This window comes from Bradyrhizobium sp. NBAIM18 (assembly GCF_020193825.1).
GTDB classification, from domain to species: Bacteria; Pseudomonadota; Alphaproteobacteria; order Rhizobiales; family Xanthobacteraceae; genus Bradyrhizobium; species Bradyrhizobium yuanmingense.
On the sequence record NZ_JADYVO010000010.1, the window covers coordinates 42,878 to 67,355 of the forward strand.

General features: G+C 62.9%; 22 protein-coding genes and 1 pseudogene. 9 read left to right on the plus strand and 14 right to left on the minus strand.

Going from position 1 to position 24,478, the window contains the following annotated elements; all coding sequences use genetic code 11:
- Window positions 1-44: 44 nt before the first annotated feature.
- From I6F17_RS22170 to I6F17_RS22180, 3 genes are all read right to left on the minus strand, one after another.
- Window positions 45-1,955 (minus strand): propionyl-CoA synthetase, encoded by a 1,911-nt coding sequence (locus I6F17_RS22170; RefSeq protein WP_225131300.1) that lies wholly within the window; start codon window positions 1,953-1,955, stop codon window positions 45-47.
- 361 nt (window positions 1,956-2,316) lie between these two features.
- Complete coding sequence (locus I6F17_RS22175) at window positions 2,317-3,708, minus strand: tetratricopeptide repeat protein (RefSeq protein WP_225129813.1); 1,392 nt, start codon at window positions 3,706-3,708, stop codon at window positions 2,317-2,319.
- 309 nt (window positions 3,709-4,017) lie between these two features.
- Complete coding sequence (locus I6F17_RS22180; protein ID WP_225129815.1) at window positions 4,018-4,776, minus strand: hypothetical protein; 759 nt, start codon at window positions 4,774-4,776, stop codon at window positions 4,018-4,020.
- Window positions 4,777-4,862: 86 nt separating this feature from the next.
- Between I6F17_RS22180 and I6F17_RS22185 the strand changes: the two genes are divergently transcribed.
- Complete coding sequence (locus tag I6F17_RS22185; RefSeq protein ID WP_225129817.1) at window positions 4,863-6,440, plus strand: sodium:proton antiporter; 1,578 nt, start codon at window positions 4,863-4,865, stop codon at window positions 6,438-6,440.
- Window positions 6,441-6,659: 219 nt separating this feature from the next.
- Window positions 6,660-7,430 carry a hypothetical protein gene (locus I6F17_RS22190; RefSeq protein WP_225129820.1) on the plus strand — a complete coding sequence of 257 codons (771 nt, stop codon included), beginning with the start codon at window positions 6,660-6,662 and terminating at the stop codon, window positions 7,428-7,430.
- A gap of 5 nt (window positions 7,431-7,435) precedes the next feature.
- On the opposite strand, the gene I6F17_RS22195 is transcribed toward I6F17_RS22190, so the two are convergent.
- A complete protein-coding gene (locus I6F17_RS22195; RefSeq protein WP_225129822.1) occupies window positions 7,436-8,929 on the minus strand; it encodes an FAD-linked oxidase C-terminal domain-containing protein in 1,494 nt (497 codons plus the stop codon).
- Between the two features lie 226 nt (window positions 8,930-9,155).
- On the opposite strand from I6F17_RS22195, the gene cycA reads away from it, so the two are divergent.
- Window positions 9,156-9,551: a cytochrome c-550 CycA gene (gene cycA, locus I6F17_RS22200; protein WP_225129824.1), complete on the plus strand. Its 396-nt coding sequence runs from the start codon at window positions 9,156-9,158 to the stop codon at window positions 9,549-9,551.
- A 119-nt stretch (window positions 9,552-9,670) separates the two neighbouring features.
- On the opposite strand, the gene I6F17_RS22205 is transcribed toward cycA, so the two are convergent.
- A complete protein-coding gene (locus I6F17_RS22205) occupies window positions 9,671-10,627 on the minus strand; it encodes an alpha/beta hydrolase (RefSeq protein ID WP_225129826.1) in 957 nt (318 codons plus the stop codon).
- A gap of 327 nt (window positions 10,628-10,954) precedes the next feature.
- Between I6F17_RS22205 and I6F17_RS22210 the strand changes: the two genes are divergently transcribed.
- Window positions 10,955-11,137: a hypothetical protein gene (locus I6F17_RS22210; protein WP_028180446.1), complete on the plus strand. Its 183-nt coding sequence runs from the start codon at window positions 10,955-10,957 to the stop codon at window positions 11,135-11,137.
- A gap of 7 nt (window positions 11,138-11,144) precedes the next feature.
- On the opposite strand, the gene I6F17_RS22215 is transcribed toward I6F17_RS22210, so the two are convergent.
- The 3 genes from I6F17_RS22215 to ykgO all read right to left on the minus strand — a co-directional run bounded on the left by I6F17_RS22215 (window position 11,145) and on the right by ykgO (window position 12,398).
- Window positions 11,145-11,405, minus strand: a complete 261-nt coding sequence (locus tag I6F17_RS22215) for a hypothetical protein (RefSeq protein WP_035997474.1) — start codon at window positions 11,403-11,405, stop codon at window positions 11,145-11,147.
- Window positions 11,406-11,529: 124 nt separating this feature from the next.
- Window positions 11,530-12,165, minus strand: a complete 636-nt coding sequence (locus I6F17_RS22220) for a tetratricopeptide repeat protein (RefSeq protein WP_225129828.1) — start codon at window positions 12,163-12,165, stop codon at window positions 11,530-11,532.
- Window positions 12,166-12,272: 107 nt separating this feature from the next.
- Window positions 12,273-12,398: a type B 50S ribosomal protein L36 gene (gene ykgO / locus I6F17_RS22225; RefSeq protein ID WP_006611362.1), complete on the minus strand. Its 126-nt coding sequence runs from the start codon at window positions 12,396-12,398 to the stop codon at window positions 12,273-12,275.
- Between the two features lie 309 nt (window positions 12,399-12,707).
- Between ykgO and I6F17_RS22230 the strand changes: the two genes are divergently transcribed.
- On the plus strand, window positions 12,708-13,592 hold the full coding sequence (locus tag I6F17_RS22230) for an amidohydrolase family protein (RefSeq protein ID WP_036036421.1): 885 nt from the start codon (window positions 12,708-12,710) through the stop codon (window positions 13,590-13,592).
- Between the two features lie 470 nt (window positions 13,593-14,062).
- On the opposite strand, the gene I6F17_RS22240 is transcribed toward I6F17_RS22230, so the two are convergent.
- From I6F17_RS22240 to I6F17_RS22250, 3 genes are all read right to left on the minus strand, one after another.
- The gene (locus I6F17_RS22240) at window positions 14,063-15,106 is read right to left on the minus strand and encodes an HlyD family efflux transporter periplasmic adaptor subunit (RefSeq protein ID WP_036036419.1); all 1,044 of its coding nucleotides are present in this window, start codon (window positions 15,104-15,106) and stop codon (window positions 14,063-14,065) included.
- Window positions 15,107-15,116: 10 nt separating this feature from the next.
- The gene (locus I6F17_RS22245; protein ID WP_225129832.1) at window positions 15,117-16,370 is read right to left on the minus strand and encodes a glycosyltransferase; all 1,254 of its coding nucleotides are present in this window, start codon (window positions 16,368-16,370) and stop codon (window positions 15,117-15,119) included.
- 184 nt (window positions 16,371-16,554) lie between these two features.
- Window positions 16,555-17,289, minus strand: a complete 735-nt coding sequence (locus I6F17_RS22250; protein ID WP_225129834.1) for an SDR family oxidoreductase — start codon at window positions 17,287-17,289, stop codon at window positions 16,555-16,557.
- Between the two features lie 161 nt (window positions 17,290-17,450).
- Here I6F17_RS22250 and I6F17_RS22255 point away from each other — a divergent pair, with 161 nt between their 5' ends.
- A complete protein-coding gene (locus I6F17_RS22255) occupies window positions 17,451-17,822 on the plus strand; it encodes a helix-turn-helix domain-containing protein (protein ID WP_036036434.1) in 372 nt (123 codons plus the stop codon).
- Window positions 17,823-18,088: 266 nt separating this feature from the next.
- Window positions 18,089-18,346, plus strand: a complete 258-nt coding sequence (locus I6F17_RS22260) for a hypothetical protein (RefSeq protein WP_036036411.1) — start codon at window positions 18,089-18,091, stop codon at window positions 18,344-18,346.
- Between the two features lie 2,130 nt (window positions 18,347-20,476).
- Here I6F17_RS22260 and I6F17_RS22265 read toward each other — a convergent pair.
- Window positions 20,477-21,282, minus strand: a pseudogene (locus I6F17_RS22265) (transglutaminase family protein).
- Window positions 21,283-21,934: 652 nt separating this feature from the next.
- Entirely contained in the window at window positions 21,935-22,306 is a 372-nt protein-coding gene (locus I6F17_RS22270; RefSeq protein WP_036036406.1) for a hypothetical protein, read from the minus strand.
- 510 nt (window positions 22,307-22,816) lie between these two features.
- Here I6F17_RS22270 and I6F17_RS22275 point away from each other — a divergent pair.
- Window positions 22,817-23,548, plus strand: coding sequence for a haloacid dehalogenase type II (locus I6F17_RS22275; RefSeq protein WP_225129836.1), 732 nt, complete (start codon window positions 22,817-22,819; stop codon window positions 23,546-23,548).
- A gap of 42 nt (window positions 23,549-23,590) precedes the next feature.
- Window positions 23,591-24,058, plus strand: a complete 468-nt coding sequence (locus I6F17_RS22280; RefSeq protein ID WP_225129839.1) for a YbaK/EbsC family protein — start codon at window positions 23,591-23,593, stop codon at window positions 24,056-24,058.
- A gap of 6 nt (window positions 24,059-24,064) precedes the next feature.
- On the opposite strand, the gene I6F17_RS22285 is transcribed toward I6F17_RS22280, so the two are convergent.
- The gene (locus I6F17_RS22285; protein ID WP_036036395.1) at window positions 24,065-24,403 is read right to left on the minus strand and encodes a hypothetical protein; all 339 of its coding nucleotides are present in this window, start codon (window positions 24,401-24,403) and stop codon (window positions 24,065-24,067) included.
- Window positions 24,404-24,478 lie beyond the last annotated feature (75 nt).

The following is a 24,478-nucleotide window of genomic DNA, read 5'->3' on the forward strand; positions in this document are numbered from 1 at the left end:
GCGGTGAAGCAACGCCCTTCCCGCCCTCGGGATGACGCTTCGCGTCACATCCGTCCCTTCAGCACCTCGCCGATCTCGTCGAGTGCCTTGGGATCCTCGATCGTCGCCGGCATGGTCCAGGATTCGCCGTCGGCGATCTTCTTGATGGTGCCGCGCAGGATCTTTCCGGAGCGCGTCTTCGGGAGGCGGCCGACGGTGATGGCGAGCTTGAACGCGGCGACCGGGCCGAGCTTGTCGCGCACCAGCGCGATGATCTCCTTCTCGATCTCGGCCGGCGGGCGCTTCACGCCCGCTTTCAGCACCAGGAAGCCGCAGGGCACCTCGCCCTTGATCGCGTCCTTGACGCCGAGCACGGCGCATTCGGCGACATCGGGATGCGAGGCCAAAATCTCCTCCATGCCGCCGGTGGAGAGGCGATGGCCGGCGACGTTGATGATGTCGTCGGTGCGGCCCATCACGAAGACATAGCCGTCCTCGTCCTTGTAGCCGGCGTCGGAGGTTTTGTAATAGCCGGGGAATTCGCTCAAGTACGCCTCCTTGAAGCGCGCGTCCTGATTCCACAGCGTCGGCAGGCAGCCCGGCGGCATCGGCAGCCTGATGACGATCGAGCCCATGGTTTTGGGGCCGACTGGCTTTGCCGCTTCGTCGACGACATCGACCTGATAGCCCGGCATCGGCACCGTCGGCGAGCCGTGCTTCACCGGCAGCATGCCGAGGCCGACCGGATTGCCGGCGATGCACCAGCCGGTCTCGGTCTGCCACCAATGGTCGATCACCGGTACCTTCAGCTGCTGCTCCGCCCATTCCACGGTCGGCGGATCGGCGCGCTCGCCGGCGAGGAAGAGGGTACGGAATTTCGAGAGGTCGTACTGCCGGATGAATTTCCCTTCCGGGTCTTCCTTGCGGATGGCGCGGAAGGCCGTCGGCGCGGTGAAGAAGGCCACCGCCTTGTGCTCGGAGATCACGCGCCAGAACGCGCCGGCGTCGGGCGTGCCGACCGGCTTGCCCTCGTACATGATCGTGGTCGCGCCATGCAGCAGCGGGCCGTAGACGATGTAGCTGTGGCCGACCACCCAGCCGATGTCGGAGCCGCACCACCAGACCTCGCCCGGCTTGACGCCGTAGAGGTTGAACATCGACCATTTCACCGCGACGAGATGCCCGCCATTGTCGCGCACGACGCCCTTCGGCACGCCTGTTGTGCCCGAGGTATAGAGGATGTAGAGGGGGTCCGTCGCGGCGACAGGCACGCAAGCCGCGCGCTTGCCGTCGTTCAGCGCCTTGCGGCGCAGGCTGGCCCAGTCGTAATCGCGGCTCGGCGTCATCTCGCAGGTGAGCTGCGGACGCTGCAGCACGATGCAGGCCTTCGGCTTGCTGCTGGCAAGCCTGATCGCCTCGTCGAGCAGCGGCTTGTACTGCACGATGCGGCCGGGCTCGATGCCGCAGCTGGCGGACAGGATCAGCTTGGGCTGCGCATCGTCGATGCGGGTGGCAAGCTCCTTCGCGGCAAAGCCGCCGAACACCACCGAGTGCACCGCACCGAGCCGCGCGCAGGCGAGCATCGCGACCACCGCCTCCGGCACCATCGGCATATAGAGGATGACACGATCGCCTTTGGCGACGCCGAAATCCTGCATGATTGCGGCCAGCGCTTGGACCTCGTTCAGCAGTTCGGCATATGTGAGCTTGGTGACCGAGCCCGTCAGCGGCGAATCATGGATCAGCGCGACCTGGTCGGCGCGGCCCCGTTCGACGTGGCGGTCGAGGGCGTTGTAGCAGGTGTTGACGACGCCGCCGGCGAACCAGCGGCCGTAGGTTCCTTGCGAGGGATCGAAGACCTTGGTCGCAGGCTCGATCCAGTCGATCTCCTTCGCCGCCTCGGCCCAGAAGCCCTCGGGATCGGCCAGCGAGCGCGCATGGACTTCATGATAGCTGCTTTTGCCCTGGATATTCATTCCCGCGCTCCCGTTCCCTTTATTCACCTGGCTTGAACCTCGTGGCAGGACGGGCGCCCCGCCATGACCAGGATCAATTGCCGGCCTTGTTTGGAGCCATTTTCCCGGGAACGGGCCGCGGTTCAAGCTGAAAAGGATGGGTTTTTTGGCGGAGAGGCGTGAAGCTTGCGCGGCATCGGCAGTCGGCTCCCTCTCCCGCTTGCGGGGGAGGGTTGGGGGTGGGGGTGTCTCCGCGTTGGGATCGTGCAAGATTCATGAGGTCCCCAAGAGGAGAGAGCCCTCACCCGCCGCGCTCTCCGAGCGCGTCGACCTCTCCCGCAGGCGGGAGAGGTTACGGAGCCAGCCGCAAGGCTTCAGCCTCTCAGCTCTCCATCGCGTTCAGCCGCTGCAAGCGGTCCTGCATGATCTTCTTCAGATCGTATCCGGGGCGGCGGAAGCTCGCATTGCGCGTCGTGAGGAACTCGCGCTGGGTCTTGCGCAGGTCGCTAGCGGAACGTCCTTTGGAAGCCCTCAGCACGCGTTCATAGGTCTCGGCGATCTGACGGTCGAGCACGCCGAGCTGCGGATCGGCGCAGATCACTTTCTCGACCTCGCGCTTGGCGGTCGCGCACTTGAAGGACGGACCGCTATCGTCGGCCGAGCGCGCATGCATTGGGCCCGGCGACGCCGCGCCGAACCTGGCGATCTCGGCAATCATGCTGCGGCGGCCGTTCGCTGCATTCTCGTTGCCGGGATCCAGCTTCAGCGCCGTCTCATAATCGGCAAGCGCCTTCTTGCGCTCGCCCATCTTCTTGTAGAGCACCGCGCGGTTGTTGTAGGTCTTCGCGAAATTCGGATCGAGCTTCAGCGCAGCCTCGTAGTCGCTCAGCGCCGCCCCGAGCTCGCCCTTGAACTGGTAGGAATCGCCGCGGTTGGTCAGGAAGTTGGCGCGCTGCTCCCGCCGGATCGCCTGGTCGTAATCGGCAATCGCCTTGTCGTACTCGCCCATCGCAGCATAGGTCAGGCCGCGGTTGTCGTAATATTCCGGCACCTTCGAGTCGAGCCTGATCGCCTCGCCGTCGTCGGCGACCGCCTTGTCGAGGTGGCCGAGCTTCTTGTAGGCCGCGCCGCGGTTGGTGTAGGTGCGCGCGCGGTTGGGATCGAGCCGCAGCGCCTCGTCGAAATTTCTGATCGCCTTCTCGTTGTCGCCGCCGAGATAATAGGCCACACCGCGGTCGGACCAAGCTTGCGCATCGTCCGGCTTCAGCTTGATCGCCTGGTCGTAATCGGCGAGCGCGCGGTCGAGGCGGCGCTGATTGGTGTAGACGACGCCGCGCAGCTCGTAAGCTTCGGCATCCTGCGGGTCGAGCTCGATCGCCTTGGTCAGATCCGCCGCGGCACGATTGAGATCGCCGCCGGCCTCGCGCAGGAGATCGCCGCGCACGCGCCAGGCCTTCGCGTTCTTGCCGTCGAGCGCGATGGCGCGGTCGAGATCCCGCAGCGCCTGTGACTGGCCTCCAAGGGTCTGCGCATTGGCTTCGGCGCGGACGACGAGGGCCGCGCTGCGTTCGACGGCCGAATTGGCGGTCTGGTCGATGATGGCGCTGCACGCGGAGATCAACTCGGCCGGGGCGGCCTTGCTTCCCAGCACGCACTCGGTGCTCGCCGCGGCGGGAGCCGCGAGAACGAAACTCATGGCCGCGCCGAGAAAGAGGGCGCGAAGCGAGATTTTGGCAGGCGAAAGCGCTTGCGCGGAGGCGTGAGTGCCGCACATGACATAGGGCTCCGTGACGTCGGGTTCTCACCGTTGTCGCAGCTGGCAAGCGATGGGTTCAAACCGGGCCTGGGAGGGACGGAGCGCTGCCGGCTCTCCCTCGCCCCGCTTGGGGCTGGGACTATCGCATATGAGATGTGGCTATGGGCACCGGCTGTCTCCACAGCGTCATGGCCGGGCTTGTCCCGGCCATCCACGCCTTCCCACACGGCACAAAGAACGTGGATGCCCGAGACAAGCCCGGGGCATGACGACCCCTGCAATATTCAAATGCGATTGCCCTGCCGCTTGCGGGGAGAGGCGAAAGTCTCAATATCCACCCACACCGTTCAGCCGCTGAAAGCGCTCCTGCATCGCCTTCTTCAGGTCGTATCCCGGCCGGCCGAAATCGGCATTGCGGCGCGCGATGAACTCGACCTGCTCGCGCTGGAGCGCTTTGGCCTCGGCCGCATTGAGCGCCTCCCGGATCGCACGGGCATTGGAGGCAAAGACCTCGCGATCGAGATCGGCGAGCTCGCGATTGCCGCAGATCGCCCGTTCCACCGCCCAACGCGCTCGCCCGCAATTGAAGCTGGGCTTGCCGGCGACCGCCATCTGCGCGCCGATCCGCTCGATCTCGCGCGCCATCGCCTTGTGATTGGCTTTGGCTTTCTCGTGGTTCGGATCGATCCTGAGCGCTGCGCCGAAATCCTGCACCGCCTTCGGCTTGTCAGCCTTCTTCAGCCAGAGTTCGCCGCGCGCATTGAAGACGTCGGCAAGGCCGGGATCGAGCAGAAGAGCACGGCTGTCGTCGGCGATGGCGTGGTCGACCTGATCGTGCCGCGCATAGAGCGCACCGCGCGCGATCAGAGCCTTAATCAGATCGGCCTTCGTCGTCTTCTCGTTGTCGATCACTTCGGCGCAGGCAGTGGCGGCCTTGTCCATGTCATCGGCTGCGGCCGCGGCGAGGCAGGGCGCGACATCGACCTGCGTCACAGCCACCGGCTCGCCGCCGGTCGCGGCATCGGCCGGGGCGAACGATAGCGCATAGAGCAGTCCGGCGCCGATCAGCTGAATGAGAAAACGCATGCGTTGCAGTCGAAGCCTTGTCGTCGATGTTAAGCTCTGGCCTTGAAGCCGCACTATCCATCATACGGCCGGATTGGTGCTAGCTTGTGGCGCCGCTGAAATCGGCTTCGGGGATCATCGTGTCGACATTCGAATGGATCATTGTGTTGCTGCTCGGCGCGGTTGGCTTATCGGCGCTGGCGCGGCGGATCAAGGTGCCCTACCCGACCTTTCTCGCCATCGGCGGCGCGCTGATCGCCTTCGTGCCGTCGAGCCCGTCCTGGACGCTGGAACCGGACCTCGCCCTTGCCCTTTTTGTCGCGCCGGTCCTGCTCGATGCCGCCTTCGACACGTCGCTGCGCGACCTTCGCAAGAACTGGGTTCCGGTCTCGACCCTGGTGGTGGCCGCGGTCGGGCTGACCACGGCCGCCGTGGCCTATGTCGCGCACCGGCTGATGCCCGACATGCCCTGGGCCGCCGCGGTCGCGCTCGGCGCCATCGTGGCGCCGCCGGATGCGGCCGCTGCGGTTGCGATCCTGAGCCAGGTCAAGCTGCCCCACCGCATGGTCAAGGTGCTGGAGGGCGAAAGCCTGCTCAACGATGCCAGCGCGCTGCTGATCTATCGCATCGCCGTCGGCGCGGTCGCCACCGAGCATCTGACCTGGAGCCAGGTCGCCCCGACCATGGCGCTGGCGCTGGTCGGCAGCGTCATCGCGGGTCTGGCCGCAGGCCGCATCATTCCGCTGTTCATGGAGCGGGTGACGGAGGCGCCGAGCGCCATCATCGTGCAGTTCACCACCACCTTCATGGTCTGGATCGCCGCCGAGCATCTCGGTCTCTCCGGCATCCTCACCATCGTGGTCTACGCCATCACGGTCGCGCGCACCGCACCGGCGCGCATCCCGGCGCGGCTGCGGGTGCCGTCCTATGCGGTGTGGGAGACGACCGTGTTCGTGCTCAACGTGCTCGCCTTCATGCTGATCGGCATGCAGATGCGGCCGATCTGGACGCGGCTGGATGCGGACGTGCGCTGGGAATACTGCGTGGCCGCCGCCTGGATCCTGCTTACGGTGATCCTGGTGCGCCTGTTCTGGGTGACGTTCTATCGCACGAGCCTGCGGGTGCTGATCGCGCAGGGGCTCTATCATCCCAAGGATCCGCAGCAGGTGGCCTCGCCCAAGGGCGGGCTCATCATCTCCTGGTGCGGCATGCGCGGCCTCGTCACGCTCGCCACCGCCTTCGCCCTGCCGGAAAACTTTCCCTATCGTGACTTCATCGTCTTCATCGCGTTTGCGGTGGTGCTGGGATCGCTGGTGATCCAGGGTCTGACGCTGCGGCCGCTGATCCTCGCTTTCAACCTCAAGGACGACGATCCCGTCGGCATCGAGGTCGCCCGCGGCCGCGCCGTGGCCTATCGCGCCGCGCTCGATGCGATCGAGAGCGATCCGTCGGAGGAGGCGGAAATCCTGCGGCTCGAATATCGCGCCATCCTGATGCAGGCCGAGACCGATCCCAACGGCGGCATCAGCAACGGCGAACTGCCCGCCGATCCCCTGCGCCGCCGCGCTATCGAGGCCGCGCGCAAGGCGATCTTCGACCTGCGCGCCACCGAGGTGATCGGCGACGATGCGTTTCATCGGCTCGAGGAGGAGCTCGATCGCGCAGAATTGAGCGCGGGCGGTTAACCTCCGCCGTCGTCCCGGACAAGCGCGCCCAAAGCGCGCGCAGATCCGGGACCCATAGCCACGAAATTCTGTTTGGCGAAGACTCGGAGTTGCCGGCGAGCGGTACAACTACGTCTTATGGTTATGGGTCCCGGATCTGCGCTTACGCTTGTCCGGGACGACACCGGAGGGTGGACGGGAGACGTTGAACCAAACCCCGCCTCTCCAGACTCACCCCTGATGACGACCCTGATCCACGACCGTCGTGTACGCGCGCGTGATGCCTCGCCTGCACGATATTTTTATCTCCACATGGCGCTCGCCTGCGCCGCCACTGCCTTTCTCGGCTTCGCACCGACCTATTGGGTGCCGTTCGCTCACCGGACATTGTCTACAAGCCCGGTGATCCATTTTCACGGACTCTTGTTCTTCACTTGGTCGCTGTACTTCGTGCTCCAGACCTGGCTCGCAGCCTCCGGCCGTGTGGTCAACCACCGCTCGTTCGGCATCGTCGGCGTCTCGCTTGCGACCGCCATGGTCATTTTTGGCTTCTTCGCGTCCGTGACCTCGATGAAGAACGCCGCGGCGCTCGGACAGGCCGATGCCGGCATCGCCTTCTCGATCGTGCCGCTGAGCGGCATCGCATTCTTTGCCGTGGTGTTCGCGCTCGCCATCATGAACACGCGCAGGCTCGAGGTTCACAAGCGCCTGATGCTGCTCGCGGCGGTCTCGATCCTCGACGCCGCGATCGCGCGCTGGTTCCTGACCTTCCTCGCACCATCAGGACCGCCCGGCCCGCCGCCGGTGCCCGTGACGATCGCGCCTGCTGTGGTCGCCTCCCTTCTGCTCGTCGTCGCCATGGTGCGCGACTGGCGCGCCGAGGGCCGCGTGCATCCGGTGTACATCACGGGCACGCTCGCGCTTCTGGCGGTGAAGGTGCTCAACTGGCCGGTCAGCGAAACGGCGGCGTGGCACGCATTTGCCGGCGGCATCCTGGCGCTGGCGCAGTAGGCGGCCTAGAACCGCGGCAAATCCGGGAACGCCAGCTTCCCCGCGTGGACGTGCATGCGGCCGAGCTCGGCGCAACGGTGCAGGGTCGGAAATACTTTTCCGGGATTGAGCAGGCCCTTGGCGTCGAAGGCGCATTTCAGGCGCTGCTGCTGGTTGAGGTCGATCTCGCTGAACATGTCGGGCATGAGGTCGCGCTTCTCAATGCCGACGCCGTGCTCGCCGGTGAGCACACCGCCGAACTCAACGCAGGCGCGCAAGATGTCGGCGCCGAAGGCTTCGGCGCGCTCGATCTCGCCGGGCTTGTTGGCATCGTAGAGGATCAGGGGGTGCAGATTGCCGTCGCCGGCGTGGAACACGTTGGCGCAGCCGAGCTGGTACTTTTCCGAGAGCTCGCGGATGCGCGCCAGCGCCTTCGGCAGCGCGCCGCGCGGGATGGTGCCGTCCATGCAGAGATAATCGGGCGAGATGCGGCCCACCGCGGGGAATGCGGCCTTGCGGCCGGCCCAGAACAGGTTGCGCTCGGCCTCGGAAGTCGAGATCTGGCAGGTGGTCGAGCCGCAGGCGTTCGCAATGGCCTCGACGCGCGTTATAAGCTCGTCGACCTCGATCTTGGGCCCGTCGAGCTCGATGATGAGCAGCGCTTCGACATCGAGCGGGTAGCCGGCATGGACGAAGGCCTCCGCGGCGTGGATCGCGGGCTTGTCCATCATCTCCATGCCGCCGGGGATGATGCCGGCGCCGATGATGCGGGCCACGCATTCGCCGGCTGCCTCGACTTGCGCGAAGCCAACCATCAGCGCGCGCGCCGTCTCGGGCTTCTGCAGGATGCGCACCGTGATCTCCGTGATGACGCCGAGCAGGCCCTCGGAACCGGTGATGACGCCCATCAGGTCATAGCCGGAATTCTCGCACCCCTTGCCGCCGATGCGCAGGACCTCGCCGCTCATCAGCACGATCTCGCAGCCGAGCACGTTGTTGGTGGTCATGCCGTACTTCAGACAGTGCACGCCGCCGGAATTTTCCGCCACGTTGCCGCCGATCGAGCAGGCGATCTGCGAGGACGGATCGGGCGCGTAATAGAAGCCGGCATGGGCGACCGCCTGGCTGATTGCGAGGTTGGTGACGCCGGGCTCGGTGACGACGACGCGGTTGTCGAAATCGATCTCGCGGATGCGCTTGAACTTGCCGAGGCCGAGCAGCACGCCGTCCTCGAGGGGCAGCGCGCCGCCGGACAGCGAAGTGCCGGAGCCGCGCGGCACCACTTTGATGTTCTGCGCCGCACAATATTTCAGGACGAGCGAGACCTGCTCGGTCGTATCCGGAAGCACCACGACCATCGGCGGCTGCCGATAGGCGGTCAGCCCGTCGGATTCATAGGCCCGCATCTCGGCGAGGCTGTCGATCACGCCCTCGCCCGGCACGATTGCGCGCAAGGCGGCGACGATTTCGCTGCGACGCGCCAGCACGGCTTGGTCGCTTGCGGGCATCATGATGGCCATTTTAAGAAGCCTTCGTCCGACGGATGGAATTATCTCGGCAAATCAATCATGTCTTGTCGTCTTTGGGTAGGTCCTCCGAAGGTCGCATTGCTTTGTTGCAGCGCAAGTTCTCTCTGGGGCAAGTCTGCTAGCAGGAAACCTGTCAGAGTTTCGCGGCTTGTCCACTTGCACCGGACCTGCCAAAACCACGACCCTCCATACCCGGGAAGAGACGAAGAGCACACTTATGACAAAACTTACTTTCGGCGCGGTGACAATCCTCACCGTCATTGCCACCGCACCCGCCGCGATGGCGCAGGATGTCGCGGCCGGCAAGACATCGTTCAACAAGTGCTTGGCCTGCCACGCGATCGGCGAAGGCGCCAAGAACAAGGTCGGCCCGGAGCTCAACGGCCTCAACGGCCGCAAGTCGGGCACGGCTGAGGGCTATAGCTACACGGACGCCAACAAGAATTCCGGCATCACCTGGGACGAGGCCACGTTCAAGGAATACATCAAGGATCCCAAGGCCAAGATCCCCGGCACCAAGATGGCGTTCGCCGGCATCAAGAACGAGACCGAGATCACCAATCTGTGGGCCTTCCTTGCCCAATACGACAAGGACGGGAAGATCAAGCAGTAAGCGCGCACGAGGCGGACGCTAGAGCTTCGGTTCTGATCGGATCGGAATCGAAGCTCTGGCTTTCTTGTTCTGGCGCGTTTCTTCGCGCGAACCGGTTTCCACTTCGCTCGAAAAACGCTTTAGTCGGCGACCGCCTGCGCCGGGGCGATGTTTCCGATCATCGTCTCGATCTCCGCCTTCACGAGATCCGGCACGGCGTTCTGCACCATGTGGCCGAGATCGGGCAGCACGATCAGCTTTGCATTCGACACCGCCGCGGCGAACGGACGCGCGTGGATATTGGTTCTCACCGTCTTGTCGGGCTCGCCGGCGATGATCGTAACAGGCGCCGTGATCGCGCCATAGCGCGCGACTTGCGCGGCGACCGACTCCTTCAGCGTCACCAGATCATAGGCATTGGCGATGAACTCGCGCGGGCGCAGCAAGAGCGGTGTCGCGGAGTCCTGCACGAAACCATCCGGCATGATCTGCGGCAGGAACACGTTGCGGGCCCCGGCTTCGGTGATGAAATAGCCGAGCGGCAGGGTGATGGTGTAGGCGAGCAGCGGGCCGATCACGGGCGTTGCGATGATCTCGTTGTAGCGCCCGACACCGCCGCGCCAGGGATGCGTGACGGGCGCGAGCATCACGAGACCTGCCACGCGGCGCGGGTGATCGAGCGCGATCCGCGCGCCGAGGGCGCCGCTCCAGGAATGCACCACGAAGACCGCCCGATCGATCCCGAGCTTGCCGAGCGCCTCGTCGATCATGCGCGCCTGAATCTGCGGCGTCGAATCCTGCCGGCTTGCGCGCGTGCTCCAGCCATGGCCGGGGCGGTCGATCAGAATCACGCGATGATCCCGGGCGAGGAGATCGCCGAGCGGCCGCCGCATCGCTTCGAGGTTGGAGCTCGCGCCGTGCAGCATCACGATCGGCGGGGTGGCCTCCCGCGGGCCGATCTCGACGACGTGAAGCGCGGCGTCCTCGACCTCGACCATGCGCCCCTGCGGCGGAAAGGCCCGCTGCACGGCGACGACTCCGGCCTGCGTGAGCAGCGCCAGCAGGACCAGCGCCGTCACGACTGACATCACGATCATGAAGAGAATCCGGGTGATCCTGGGCACGGGGCAGTTACGGGTCTGCTCGGCCGGCAGTTTCGCCGCCGGCGGTGCGCGCTTCCACTGAAAATGCAGGGGCTGTGGATATGTGCATAATTGCCGATCGAGAAAACTCAATGAAATCAGAGCCATTCTAAGCCGCACGCAAGCTTCGGATCAGCTTCATGCGGGCGTCATCGCAGCTTCCATATAATCGCCATGGTCGGTTCCGCCATCTAGGCGCGGGTGGGCGCCGATCCTCCTCGCAACATCAGTGGATGCGGGAAAGACCGGCAGGATTGTCCTGGTTTGAACCGGAGAATTTCGATGAGCTTCAGATCGAACGATACTGCAATCGACGAAATCGTCGCGAGCTGCAACGGCGACCTGCGCGGTGCCGTGCGGGCGCTGCTCCTGATCAACGAGCATCTCGAGACCGAGCTGGCAAAGGCCTACGCCGCAGCCGCCGACCGCGGCCTGGTCGAGCGCGGCAGCAGCGTGCTGCATTAAGCGCAGCCTAGTTCGCCCCCTCCTCCTGCTTTTCTTCCTCGGGCGTGACCGGGGGACAGACGCGAATCGTCGAGCGCGCAAGCTTGGCATCGGCCCTGGACTTGTAGGGACCGTCGCCGAACCAGATGTCGCCAATGATGACTGGATTGCTGGTCACGATGGCGCATTTGCCGGTGGCACGGTTGCCGACCACCCAGAACAGTCCGTCGGCGAAGCTCACCGTCCCCGACGCGAGCAGCAATGTCGCTGCGACCATCAAATGCTTCATGGCTTTCGCTCCTGCCATGCAGGTAGGCCTGCAACAGGCCTCGCAATAGTCCTTGCAACGTCCCGGCTCGGATCGTGGTTAATCCGCGGCGGCCGCGATCGCTCAAGAAATGATCGAGTTATAGCTAGATGTCGCGGCCTTCGACCTTCTCGGTCAACGCCTTGACCTGGTCGGGGATCTTTTCCAGGTGCGGATTGACGGCGAGCGCCTTGCGGTAGGCCTCGAGCGCGCGCCTTTCGTCCCCGACCTCCTGCATGATCATGCCGAGGCCGGCGAGCGCGCCGAAATGGCGGGGCTCCCGGATCAGCACTTGCTGAATGTCCGCGAGCGAGCGGCCATAATCGTTCTGCATGTAATAGAGCGTCGCACGCCGGTTCCAGGCCTCGATGTAATCGGGCCTGAGCTTGATGATCGAATCCAGGAGCTTGATCGCGACGTCGATCTTCTTCGCATCGACGGCGGTCTTGGCGCGAGACATCAGGAGCGCGGCGGTGTCGCTCGGGGTCTGCAGCCAGATCGCCCAGATCCGCGCCTCGACATGCTTGGCGCTGGCCTCGTCGGGCGCCGCCTTCAGCGCGCCGAACAGGAAATCGAGATTCTTGCTGCGGTCGACCTTCGGCAGCTTTGACGGCGCCTCCGGCAGCTTCTTCTGCTTGCCGGGCGGCTCGACCTGCTGGGCCAGGGCCGCCGGCGCAAGGCCGGCGCTTCCCAGCACGAGGGCCAGACACAGGGTGCGCGCAAAATGGAATCTCACTGCCATGGTGAAAGTCTAAACGCGCAAAGCCGCCCTTGCAAAGCAAAGGCGGCGTCAAACTCGTGTGAGACCGTGATCTTGCGGGGCGCGCGAAGGCGCCCGGCAGGGCGTGATCAGCCCTGGCGTGCCTTGAAGCGGCGCTGCACCTTGTTGATCACATAGACCCGGCCCTTGCGGCGGACCAGGCGGTTGGCGCGATGGCGACCGCGCAGCGATTTCAGCGAGTTACGGACCTTCATGGCAGAATCCTGAACGTTCGAAAGGCCGTGTTCGGCACTACCGTTTCGGCACGCGCGAATGTGGCAAAATGAGATTTTTCCCGCTGGCGGACCGACCGCCCGGGACGGAGCGGTTCTTAAGGCATGGCGGGAGGTCATGTCAATGTTAACTGCCCGGCGGCCCCGCAAAACCGTGAAAACAACCCCATGCACAGTAGAAGCGGCCGGATCGGCCCGATTTTCTCGCAATGACTTCAACGGCCTCCAACGCGGCCTTGCCAAATTCGTTATATCCTATAATCAATTCGGCAACCCGTCGGGAGGACACCCATGCCGAAGCTGAAGCTGCCTGATATCGACAAAGTCGTCGCGATCGACATTCACACCCATGCCGAGGAGCCCTGCGGCACCCATCCCGACGACGGCTATGACGATTTCCAGGCGCAGATGGCGGAGTATTTCAAGTCGCCGCACAAGCATCCGCCGACCGTGCCGGAGACCGCGGCCTATTACCGCTCCAAGAACATCGCCGCGGTGATCTTCCCTGTCGATGCCGAGCGCGAGACCGGCTTTCGCCGCTACAAGAACGAGGAGATGCTGGAGATCGCCTCCGAGCATCTGGACGTCCTCATTCCTTTCGTCTCGATCGACCCGCACAAGGGCAAGCTCGGCGCGCGCGAGGCGCGCAAGCTGATCGAGGAATACGGCGTGCGCGGCTTCAAATTCCACCCGACCATGCAGGGCTTCTACGCCAACGACCGCATGGCCTATCCGCTTTATGAAGAGATCAACAATGGCGGCGCGATCGCGCTGTTTCACACCGGCCAGACCGGCGTCGGCTCGGGCATGCCCGGCGGCATGGGCATGCGGCTGAAATATTCCAACCCGATGTACATGGACGACGTCGCGGCCGATTTCCCCGACCTCAAGATCATCCTCGCCCACCCCTCCTTCCCCTGGCAGGAAGAGGCCCTCTCGGTCGCGACCCACAAGCCCAACGTCTACATCGACCTCTCCGGCTGGTCGCCGAAATATTTCCCGCCGATCCTGGTGCGCTACATCAACTCTATCCTGCAGGACAAGATGCTGTTCGGCTCGGACTGGCCGGTGATCACGCCAGACCGCTGGCTGTCGGATTTCGCCAAGATCGAGATCCGCGACGAGATCCGGCCGAAGGTGCTGAAGGCGAACGCAAGGAGGCTGCTGGGGATATGAGGCAATGGTAGCGGATGGAAACGCCTAAGGCGCCACGGGCTCGCTGCACGTCGCCGGCTCGCTCGCGGGGGAGGTCGACGCGCTCGATCGGTACCGAAGCTTCGATCTCCATCGAACGCTTTCCTTGCCGACGATCTTCAAGCGCTCGGCTATCGATGGGCTTCATTCACTCCTCTCTTTGGACACCTGCCGGCCTGGAGGCGTGACGATCATTTCGCTCCCGCAGCCCAGGCAGCGCGCACTCAATCCGACGATCTCGCAAGCGGCATCATTGGAAGCAATTTGCCGATCGCATTTGGGGCAAGAATACGCGCTATCGCTAAGTCCGAAGTCGTACTTTGGACCGACGTAAGCGCAGATCATGTGGTGCAAGATTGGAAAGTGCTGCAAGCCCTTCGTGTTGCAGATTGGGCATTTCGTCTGATCGCTTTCGACTTGCATGACCTGGTGCCCCGGTCCGAAGTTGACGCTCAGTAAAGGCCGAAGACATTCACGAGCCTTCCAGCAACCCGCGCAACGAACTCGCTGTAATGCATGTGAACGTAAACGGTTGAATTGAGCGGCGGCGGAGACGTACCGGGATCAAAGCGAATTCGCGCAATCTGCGTGGCGGGGCGATCCCTGAGTTGGACTTGGGTGCCGGCATACACGGCCGAGACCGGCAGGATCTGCGCGATCCTTCCGGGAATCCGGCGGTTACCGAATACGACAAAGACTTCTTTGCTCACCTTGGGATCGATCAGCCGCTCGTTGGGGATGTACCAGTCAACGAAAGTATCGATGGGATCGAGGATCTCGGCAATCGAGGCGCCTGCCGTCAAGGACTGACCGACATGCGCTATGCCGGTCGAAACGACGCCCGCAACTGGTGCAAAGACTTTCCCTCGGCCGAAATGGCTTTGCACGTCGTTCAGGCGGGCGCGCAGCTGATCGATGAAGTCGTCCAGCGACGCAAGTTGAACGGCCGATTCCGCCACTTCGGCCTCGTGAGAGACGACAGTTTTGCCGGCGGAGGCGCGCTCGCGCAGCACTTCCATGCGGAACGTCAACGTAGCGGAGGACATGGTCTCCACTTGGTTCGCGGCGTCCTCGGTTACTTTCAGGTAGGCGCGCGCTGCATTCAGCGATTCCTGCGCGACGCGGGCCTTGATCCGCAACTCTGCTGTGCGGCCATTGATATCGGCCAGTGCCCGCATATAGGTTGCGACGATGCTGTCCTGCTCCGGTGAAACCACCTCGGCAATTTCCTCGCCTGCTTTGACGAACGTACCTGGCTCCAGGTCCATCTTGGTGATCTGCACGGTGTAGGGCAGCGATACGATCTGACGCGGTGAAGTGACCGTGCCGGGTCCACCGAGGTAGACGAAGGGCGCGCCGAAATAGATGACGAAGAATGCAAGGACTCCGAACACGATCAGCGCATAGGTGAAGCGGACGACACGGCCCGCCGCGCGCCGGCGGCTTTCGATCGGATCGGGAACGTTGGGATTGAGCCGATTGATCTTGATGTCCATGGTTCTTCCCTCAACCGCGATCGCCCAGAAGTACCCGACGAACCCGCGGCGGCACGAAGTCGTCCCGGCGCGACGTCGCGAACATGATCTCCGACGAATAGGAAATGAACCGAGCGCATTTCAGATAGACACCTTGATAGAAGGGAAAGATCAGCGATGCACCCAGAGCAAAGAAGCCGAGGGATCGATTGAACATGACGAATGCAAGCGCCATGTTGAAGAACGAGATCCAGAGAAGCGACACATAGATCGCGGCGAGAAATAAGGGGGCATTCGGTCCAAACAGCAGAACGACGTAGACCAGGTAGAACGGCAATGTCAGCGTCGGGACGAGATCGAAGACGATGAAGTCCAACCTCTGCATCGTGTCCGGCAAGCGCTCCAGCGGGTGGAAGAGACTCAATTCACCGTACATCATGAAACGGATTCTCAGCGCATCTCGATCCCATCGCGCGCGTTGGCGCAGCAAGCCTATGCCGCTCGCTGGGCCGTTCGTCTCGGCCCAAGCGTCCGGGACGAAGCGAACGAGATAGCCAAGGCGACGAAGGCGCAAGCTATACTCCAGGTCTTCGCCGGGACCGACATCGACCCCACCATTGCACAGGAACGTCTCGCGGCGATACATCGAGCAGGCGCCGGATAGGCAAGCGATGGCACCGGCGACGTCCAAGATGGAACGGCCGGCGCTGATCGACATCAGGTACTCTGCGCTTTGCAGCCCGGTCCATAGCGAGTCGCGTTCATTGCTGATGGCAATGTTGCAACTCGCGCCACCGACGCGGGGATCGCGAAATGCGTTCGCTAGCCGTTCCACCGCGGTGGGCTCGAAAACCGTGTCGGCATCGACGGTCAGAATGAGCTCTCCGCTCGCAAATCGCGCACCGGCATTGATCGCCGGGCTACGACCGCAACGGGTGCCGTGGCAGATCACCATGTCTATAAGCCCGAGTGCACGCGCCTGTTCGGCAATGGCACGCGTCTGATCGGTCGAACCGTCGTCCACGACAATGATTTCCACCGGTTGCAGGGTCTGCCGGCGCAGCGATGCAATCGTCGGCTCTAGACCGAAACCGCCGTTGAAAGTGGGGATTATGACGCTAACCGCGGGGCGCCCGGCAGGCGGAGCGTCAGTTGGGGATTTGCGCATGCCAAAGAGCGCGAGCGACAACAGCGAAAGCGTGAAGCGGGGAATATCGAAGATCAGCACGGCAAGGAAAAGCTGAACTGGGTCGTTGCTCGCGACGAATTGCAACATCTCGAACATGGGGCTCCCGCAGAGACCTGACCAAACTCATTGGAGAGAGCTAGGTCGATGGCCTCCGCGTGCTTTGAGATGGATCAATGCGTCCCAATCGACGTGCCTTTCCATCAATTTGCTGGGACCTGGAAGGATGAAGAGATGCTGTGCTGGAGAGCTTCGGGCGACCGAAGCCCTCCAGCACACGACGCTAGACCTGCGCGAGGCCTCCATCGACAAAGACCTCGCCGCCGGTCATGTAGCTGCTGTCCGAGGACGCCAGGAAGGCGGCCACTGCCCCGGTCTCGCTGGGGTCACCGACGCGCCCGATGGGCGTCGCGCTGCCGAGTGCATCGAAGGCTTCCTCGCCCACGACCTCCAGCGCCAGCTCCGTCTTGGTCGGGCCCGGCGACAGCACGTTGACGCGGATGCCCGTGCCGCGCAGGTCCAGCGCCCAGCTGCGCGCGAGATTGCGGATCGCCGCCTTGGTCGCGCTGTAGATGCTGAACTGCGGCGTTCCCATCACGCCCGTGCTCGAGCCGGTCAGGATGATCGACGATCCCCTCCGCATCAGCGGCAGGGCCTTCTGCACGGTGAACACCAACCCTTTCACATTGACGTCGAAGATCTGATCGTAATGCTCGGGCGTGATCTGGCCGAGCGGCGCAAACGCGCCGGTCCCGGCATTGGCGAACAGGACGTCGACGTTGCCGCGTTCGGCTTTCACCGTCGCGTACAGCCGGTCGAGGTCGGACAGATCGGTGACCGATCCCCTGACGGCGCGGGCCGAGGACCCCAGCTGCGCGAGCGCAACGTCGAGCTGCTCCTGCCGCCGCCCGAAGATGTAGACGAACGCGCCTTCATCGGCGAACCGTTTGGCGGCCCCAAACCCGATCCCGGTTCCACCGCCCGTCACCACCGCCGTCTTGCCTTGTAGTCTGCTCATGATGTGCTCCCTTCATTGAGGTTGCACTGAGCTGGCGGCGTACCCACCTATGGACAAGTATGCACCTTTTGGTAAGTACCCAAAAAATGTCGTCAGATCGTTCAGACCTCATCTCCCCGCCGGCGCAAGCTCAAGCAGACGTCCAGAGCTGCACGCCGAATCTGCCCGGCTTCACGTGCGGCCTGGACGCGACGCTGCGGGTCGTCTCGGGCAAGTGGAAGCCGCTGATCCTGTACTTCGTCGCCCAGGACGGACCGACCCGTTACGGCGAGCTCCGGCGCGCCATACGCGACGTCAGCGACAAGGTGCTGATCCAGCAGCTCAAGGAGCTGGAGGCCGATGGCCTGGTGAAGCGGACCGACTACAAGGAGGTACCGCCGCGGGTGGACTATAGCCTCACGCCTCTGGGCCAGAGCCTCGCCGAAGCGCTGGTGCCGCTCTGCACGTGGGGCACCGAGCACATGGCTGAAGTCAGCCAGGTCTTCGCCGAGCGGGCCACCTGGACGCGGCCCCGACGTCGGTCGACGGCCTAGCGTGCGCTCCTCGTCGTCCGAGATCTGCTCCGCCCCTGATAGCAGCAGCTTTCGCGCCAGCCGCAGCGCGCTGCCGCGGCCGTAGTTGGCGTAGCGTATTCGTTCGTTCCGGTGACGAGGTAGGGCAGCCTGCATCACGCCGATGGCGAGGACCAAAACGCCGGGCGCCCGGTGGCTGCGATAGTGCTGGCTATTGGCCTGTTTAAACCGCATGGTCGCGATCGCCGGTGTCCGTTGGGGCTGCTCTCGCAGGAAGGCAGGCGCGCATGACCATCCGTTCGCGGCGGGAAATCGTCACATTCAAGCATCCGTTCCACATCCGCGGCATGGCGCGCGAATTGCCAGCAGGTCCCTATGAGGTCGTCACCGACGAGGAGATGATCGATGGGTTGTCGTTTGCCGTCTGGCGCCGCGTCGCCACCATGATCACGGTGCCGTCCGAAGCCGTGCGGGGCGCGACGGAGCTGCGCCCGATCGGTTCGGTGGACCTCGCGAACGCCCAGCGCGCCGACGTGAACCGCTGATGACCGACATCCCGTCGAGCTCGACAAGCACCAGGGCATGGCCGCGAAGGCGATCGATTTGCGCCGCGCGCTGGCCGAAGTCGAGAACAATGTCCGGCACATGAGCATCCCGCGGCTTGGAGGCGGGAGCAATCAGCTCTCAGTCACCGATAGTAGCCCATCAAGCTTAAAGCCGTTCTCCCAGCGGCGTTCCTAGAAAGTCACATGGAAATCACGACCAGCCGCTAGACGCCGCGTCCAATGGCATACCATCTCAAGCAAAAACGCCGCCCGCTTAAATAGAACGCAGGCGGCGGCTTACCAGCCCCGGGAGGGTGAGAGTAAATCCCGATAAAGGTTGGTCTCCGCGCAGCGTGTGAAGTTCATCACGTCGGACAAAAAGCGAGACCTAAATTCAAGTTGGCGGCTGTAGTCCCGGCGATGTCAGCCAGTTGTTGATCTCTCCGGCAACATCGATCTGACGGGCTTTTCGCAGAAGCTCCGTGCGGGCGGACGCCAGCGGGCATTCCTTCAGCTTGTAGGCGCAGGTTGATCGCCTCTTGCGCGAGGCGGTATTCGAATGTCGAGGATTGTCCTGAGGACCGTTGGACCGGCATGTTTGACGCTCCGCTGCGGGGTTGAGCGGGAGCGCAACTTGCGTTCACACCACCGATAGATGCTAGGGGCCGCTCGATGGTCGTGAGACAGTGCGCCCTTATCTGCCGAATAGCGAGGCTTTTGTTCGATTCCTGGCAGGAACTGTTGCGAATTGCTGGAAGGTGACGCCGACGTCGGGAGGCAATGTGACGAGGACGGAAGACCAAATTCAAACGGAAGCAGGAGCTGCAAACTCAGCGCTTCTATTGGCGTTGCTGATCTCTGAGCGACCGGCTGATCGCTCGTTCAGCTGCGCTGACAGCCTCCGCTCGATTGAAGGCAATTCCCGTTCGGGGTGAGCGACCGTCTCGCTCGAACGACCATTTCCATCCGGGCGGGTTGATCGTTTGGACCACCGTGTATTTGATACCCTGATGTTCCATGCGTCATCATGACTCCGGGCCGAAGCGACCATGCGCGGTGACAAACCTCGATCACTCAGCGTCGTTTGAAGTCTTCTTCGAACGATCGACCCGGACCTCTTTGAATTCCGCTGGCCCGTTAAGCAGCCGCTGCTTTCTGGCCGACCGGGCCTTGGAGCTCGCAGAGTGATCTGCCCTCCCATCCAAGACCGTGCCCGCCAGATGAAGAGCGCGCTTTCGTTGGCGGCCCACCCGGCGATCTCTAGCATCCTTCGTCATCTTACAGGGTCTCTTCATTGGCGCGCATGTTCGGAAGCGAAACTCAGCAACCGCGGCAAATATTCTTGAGCTTCGCGGCCGTTCGGGCTTCTTCCGCAAGAAATGGATCCTTGTAGCCTGACGATGAGTCGATGCCGGCTTCGGCGGGCTTCCTGGCTTTTGGAGGAAATGCCGCATCGTAACAGGAAAGGCGGGCACTGGTGCTTTCGATCCCACGGCAATTCGGCTCCGCGGCAAAAGCTGCTGGCGCGTAGAGGCCCAGTAGCGATGCTAGCAGAAGCGCCGCGGTCCCCGTGCCTGTTCGAACCATCCTCATGCTGAGCACTCCGTGGCTATTTGGTTTTACTCGCCCAGGTGGGGCTCTCGCCGGTCCAGGCCGGAAGAGCATCCCATTCGGACCACCGCATCCGGCGTTCCTCACCTCCGACCCTCACGAAAACAAAGGGCGCATCGTCCCGGCCAGTCTTCGAACCAACGAAGATTGCCGGAACCCCGTAGGCATCCCTGATGATTGCCGTGTTTGCCATTTTGGGTCTTCTGTTTGCCTTGAACTGGCTCAACGGCCGGTTTGAGGTCTGACACGTGGTTGAACCGCTAAAAAATGGCGGCCACCGCAATCAGCAGTACGAGGAAGAGGGGCACCAACAAAGGTGGTACGAGCCACTCACTAATGTCGAATTTCTCGGAATTTGACATCTGACCGCCTTCTCTTGGGTTGAGGCGGGAGCGCAACGCTCTCAGTCACCGATAACAGCCACGTAGCGCGCGGTGATGCAAGCTGTGTAGCAGTCTTCCAAGCAATTAGCGAGATCAATCTCAGCCGCCTGGTACCCAATCGCCCAGGGCGAGCGCTTTAGACAAGTTCATCAGTCCACACCTTGAAGCTGAGGAGCGTGTTGGGTCCGAAAGTTTGGACGATCGGAACATCCGCCGCATCGCGGCCTTGCGCGATCAGGACGCGGCCGATTCGCGGAATGTTGTTGCGGGCATCGAATGTGTACCAGCGGCCGTCAAGATAGGCTTCGAACCATCCTGCAAAGTCCCCGGGGGCATGGGGCGGCGGGATCCCGATGTCGCCGAGATAGCCGGTGCAATAGCGTGCTGGAATGTTCATGCAACGGCAGAATGCAATGGCAAGATGCGCATAGTCGCGGCAGACGCCCTTGCCTCGTTGAATGCGTCCCAAGCCGTCATGGTGGCCCGCGCGTGCTCGTAGCCGAACGCGATATGATTATGCACGAAATCGCAGATCGCCTGGACCCGTGGCCAACCCGGCGCCACTTTCTCGAACAGCTTCCATGCGATGTCGGAAAGCCGATCGGTTTCGCAGTAGCGGCTGCCAAGCAGATAGACGATGGTATCAGGTGGCAGATCCTCGACCGCGCACTGCGTGGCGGAAGGCGCGCTCACATCAGGCAAACCGCTATCGCGCACTGTACCGTTGGCGGAAAGGCGCATGCGGCCGGGTGGCGCAACGAACCGACTGCACCAGTTTCCAAAGCCGTCGCGGTATGGCGAGATCGGCACGGAAGGCTCGGTGATGAGGTAATCGGGCACAATGATGTCGGATGCCCGGGTGAAATGCACACCGACGACAGCGATCAATGGCGTGACTTGCTGGAACTCGTAGGTCATTTCAAAGCCAACTTGTATTTTCATGCTCAACGACTGCCCCGACTGGATAACCTCGAACTGACTGCAGGGATGATCTCGTTGGCGCGGCGGCGCCGGCAGCTCGTCTTGCTGCCTGCTTCCAGCTCTCTGGCACGGTCGCAGCCTGGTCGCTTCTGGCCGGTCGCTGTTCAGGTCGGCGCTGAGGCAAGCGCGACCCAAGCTCCTACTTCAGACTGGTGGCTTCCTTGATGATGGCTGAGATTGAACTGCCCGACCTGCGAACGACGTTTCTAAACTGCTCATCCGATAGCTTGAGGCGCTTGCGCAGGATCTTGGCCCGTACACCGCTCCGGCCGCGACGGGGACTGTCCCGCTGCTCGCGAAGATTCTGTCTCCGTGAAACCAACATTCACTTAGAAGCGACGTTCCGCCGCTTTTAATTATATCTGATCATGAGTGGAGACCGCAGGTCGGCCCCCGCTTAGGGTCATGTGCGCCGGTAAGGCGGCGGTACGAAGCCCAACCTGCTTATGTCGAGCCTTTACGGCACTTCGACGCGCCCCCTCTTGCTCCGTTCCCAAATTGGCGCATTGGCCCTTAACGGATCTACTTTCTCATGACGCTCTTCAGGATCGATTCCACCGAACAGCTATGTATTTTCTACGCACAGCCTCGGTGCGGCTTGCGGGCACGCTCGTCAACTCTTTGTTGCTGCGCTTGCGAGCTCAGTTTCGATCCCGGTGGCACAAGCCCTCGCAAACGAGTAATCCATGTTCGTGGATGCCACATTCTTCACGAATTCGCTGACGACGTTCTCTCTGGAGTAAGCGCTTGCCGCCTTGAATTTGGCGAGGGCGCCGTCTGCGGCTGAAAACTGAGCGACGCAAAGCGGGACCAGAACGGACATCCGGCCGCTGGTCTCCGCCGTATTGCGCATGATTCTGGCGTTCTCCCCCGTGACCCAACCGCCCCACATGAATCCAATCGCCATGGTCGCCACCGCGCCGAACGCGATTCCTTGAAGGAAGCGGGTCCGTGCCTCACCTTGCAAGATTGCAGGAAGTTTCATGAAGGTCGCCTTTCTTGAGCGCGCGCAGAGACGCACCTGCGACGCTGACGCGCTGTGATCAACACAATGTTATGATTGCGCCTTCCGATGGCACGTGAGCTGCTGCTACAACGACTGGCGGCGACTTCGGAAGTCGCTACTTCATGGGCAGCTTCGAGGTGAGCATTTTGCTGACCTGTACACGGACGCTATATGGCTAGCTCGATCGTGTAAAGGGCGTTCTGTTCTGCGGTGGGTTGCGCACGCAGATTGCCACTCGTGCGCTACGGGTAGCACTTTGCGCAATGCTGCGGTCTTTCAGGATATCCTTTTGATCCGGTCTCCCACTCAGAGCCGGCCCTCGAGGCACGATGGCCAGACTTGCTCGCGATGGCCAAAGGCCGATGGGGACGGCACAAGCTGCCGATCACACCTGCAGTAGCAGACTTCCGCTTTGCTCTGGTAAGCTGACGAATTATACCACGCCCCAATCGGAGTTCTTGCGACCACAGCGGCCCGGAAGGACAACCAATGCCCATCAAAGCCGTCGTCTTCGACGCCTACGGAACGCTCTACGACATCCAGTCGGTCGCTGACGTCACCGAGGACGCGTTTCCCGGGTACGGCGAGATCATCACGCAGGTCTGGCGCATCAAGCAGCTCGAATACACCTGGCTGCGCTCGCTGATGCAAGCTTACCAGGATTTTGCCGTCGTCACCCGCGACTCGCTCGCCTATACGCTGCGTGTGCTCGGGCTGGCCTACGAGAACGAGACGTTCGAGCGCGTCATCCAGAAGTATCTGCATCTCGATCTCTATCCTGATGCGACGGAAGCGCTCGCGACCTTAAGACCGCGCAAGCTCGCCATCCTCTCCAACGGCAGCCCGGACATGCTCAATGCGCTGGTGCGCAATTCCGGGCTCGACCGCCTGCTCGATGCGACCATCAGCGTCGACGCGAAGAAGATCTTCAAGCCGAGCCCACAGGCCTATGAGCTGATCGGCGAGGTGCTCGGCACCGCGCCTGATGAGGTTCTGTTCGTCTCCTCCAATCCCTGGGACGCCGCCGGGGCGAAATCGTTCGGACTGAAGGTTGCCTGGATCGAGCGGGTGACGCCGGAAGCCATGGCGCTAGCTTGCGTCGAGACCGAACTCGTGGCACCGCTCACCATGTTCAAGGCGATCCGCACCCAGATGGACGAGCTTGGCTTCGCACCAGACCATCGTGTCCGCGCGCTGTCCGAGCTGCCGGGAATCGCTTGAGCGGTCGCCGCCCGCCTATGAGATTGGAATGAGCTACCCGGAATGAGCCTGGAATCCGTACGCGCCTTCTTCGCCGAGAAAGCCCCCGACATCTCCGTCATCGAATCCCCGATCAGCTCCGCGACCGTGGCGCTGGCGGCCGAAGCCTATGGCGTCGAGCCCGGACGGATCGCCAAGACGCTGAGCTTGCGGATCGGCGAGCGCGTGATTCTGATCGTCGCGAGCGGCACCTCGCGCATGGACAACAAGAAGGTGAAGGCGCAGTTCGGCGGCAAGCCGAAGATGCTGGGGCTGGAGGAGGTCGCCGAGATCACCGGCCACGAGGTCGGCGGCGTCTGCCCGTTCGGGCTGAAATCTCCGCTGCCGATCTATTGCGACGTCTCGCTGAAGGCGTTCGACGTGGTGGTGCCGGCCGCGGGCTCGACCCATAGCGCGGTGCGCATCACGCCGGAGCGGATGGCCGAGCTGACCTCGGCCGAATGGGTCGACGTCTGCGAGCACAGGCCCTGAGCGGCGCTATTCGTCCTCGTCGTAAGGCCGCTGTGGAGGCGGCGGAGCAATGTAGCGTGGCGGCGGCGCGGCGCGACCGCGCGGAACCTGTTGCTGCGGCGGCATCTGATTGTTGGATTGGAATACCGCGCGGCAGCCGCTCGAGAGCTGCGGCGTGTTCTGCTGCAAGCAGGCCACAATGCGGTTCACATCGGGAATCTGATCGCTGCACAGGCGCCACACATCAGGTGTACATGCCATCTGCTGTTCCATCGTGCCGCGGTATTCCTGCGCGGATGCAGCGCTGTGCACCACGATGCCGCCGACCGCAAGCGCCACACCTAGCGCGATCCGCTCTGTTCGCATGTCCAGATCCTTCCCAAGTCTCTCGAATTCTCTTCAATCAATGAGACGCGAGCTTGTTCTGGACCAACAACAAAA

What these genes read in the sequence shown, in the direction of transcription:
- I6F17_RS22170 (WP_225131300.1), bottom strand. Translation starts at nt 1,955, where the DNA reads ATGAATATCCAGGGCAAAAGCAGCTATCATGAAGTCCATGCGCGCTCG.
- I6F17_RS22175 (WP_225129813.1), bottom strand. Translation starts at nt 3,708, where the DNA reads ATGTGCGGCACTCACGCCTCCGCGCAAGCGCTTTCGCCTGCCAAAATC.
- I6F17_RS22180 (WP_225129815.1), bottom strand. Translation starts at nt 4,776, where the DNA reads ATGCGTTTTCTCATTCAGCTGATCGGCGCCGGACTGCTCTATGCGCTA.
- I6F17_RS22190 (WP_225129820.1), top strand. Translation starts at nt 6,660, where the DNA reads ATGACGACCCTGATCCACGACCGTCGTGTACGCGCGCGTGATGCCTCG.
- I6F17_RS22195 (WP_225129822.1), bottom strand. Translation starts at nt 8,929, where the DNA reads ATGGCCATCATGATGCCCGCAAGCGACCAAGCCGTGCTGGCGCGTCGC.
- cycA (WP_225129824.1), top strand. Translation starts at nt 9,156, where the DNA reads ATGACAAAACTTACTTTCGGCGCGGTGACAATCCTCACCGTCATTGCC.
- I6F17_RS22205 (WP_225129826.1), bottom strand. Translation starts at nt 10,627, where the DNA reads ATGATCGTGATGTCAGTCGTGACGGCGCTGGTCCTGCTGGCGCTGCTC.
- I6F17_RS22210 (WP_028180446.1), top strand. Translation starts at nt 10,955, where the DNA reads ATGAGCTTCAGATCGAACGATACTGCAATCGACGAAATCGTCGCGAGC.
- I6F17_RS22215 (WP_035997474.1), bottom strand. Translation starts at nt 11,405, where the DNA reads ATGAAGCATTTGATGGTCGCAGCGACATTGCTGCTCGCGTCGGGGACG.
- I6F17_RS22220 (WP_225129828.1), bottom strand. Translation starts at nt 12,165, where the DNA reads ATGGCAGTGAGATTCCATTTTGCGCGCACCCTGTGTCTGGCCCTCGTG.
- ykgO (WP_006611362.1), bottom strand. Translation starts at nt 12,398, where the DNA reads ATGAAGGTCCGTAACTCGCTGAAATCGCTGCGCGGTCGCCATCGCGCC.
- I6F17_RS22230 (WP_036036421.1), top strand. Translation starts at nt 12,708, where the DNA reads ATGCCGAAGCTGAAGCTGCCTGATATCGACAAAGTCGTCGCGATCGAC.
- I6F17_RS22240 (WP_036036419.1), bottom strand. Translation starts at nt 15,106, where the DNA reads ATGGACATCAAGATCAATCGGCTCAATCCCAACGTTCCCGATCCGATC.
- I6F17_RS22245 (WP_225129832.1), bottom strand. Translation starts at nt 16,370, where the DNA reads ATGTTCGAGATGTTGCAATTCGTCGCGAGCAACGACCCAGTTCAGCTT.
- I6F17_RS22250 (WP_225129834.1), bottom strand. Translation starts at nt 17,289, where the DNA reads ATGAGCAGACTACAAGGCAAGACGGCGGTGGTGACGGGCGGTGGAACC.
- I6F17_RS22260 (WP_036036411.1), top strand. Translation starts at nt 18,089, where the DNA reads ATGACCATCCGTTCGCGGCGGGAAATCGTCACATTCAAGCATCCGTTC.
- I6F17_RS22270 (WP_036036406.1), bottom strand. Translation starts at nt 22,306, where the DNA reads ATGAAACTTCCTGCAATCTTGCAAGGTGAGGCACGGACCCGCTTCCTT.
- I6F17_RS22275 (WP_225129836.1), top strand. Translation starts at nt 22,817, where the DNA reads ATGCCCATCAAAGCCGTCGTCTTCGACGCCTACGGAACGCTCTACGAC.
- I6F17_RS22280 (WP_225129839.1), top strand. Translation starts at nt 23,591, where the DNA reads ATGAGCCTGGAATCCGTACGCGCCTTCTTCGCCGAGAAAGCCCCCGAC.
- I6F17_RS22285 (WP_036036395.1), bottom strand. Translation starts at nt 24,403, where the DNA reads ATGCGAACAGAGCGGATCGCGCTAGGTGTGGCGCTTGCGGTCGGCGGC.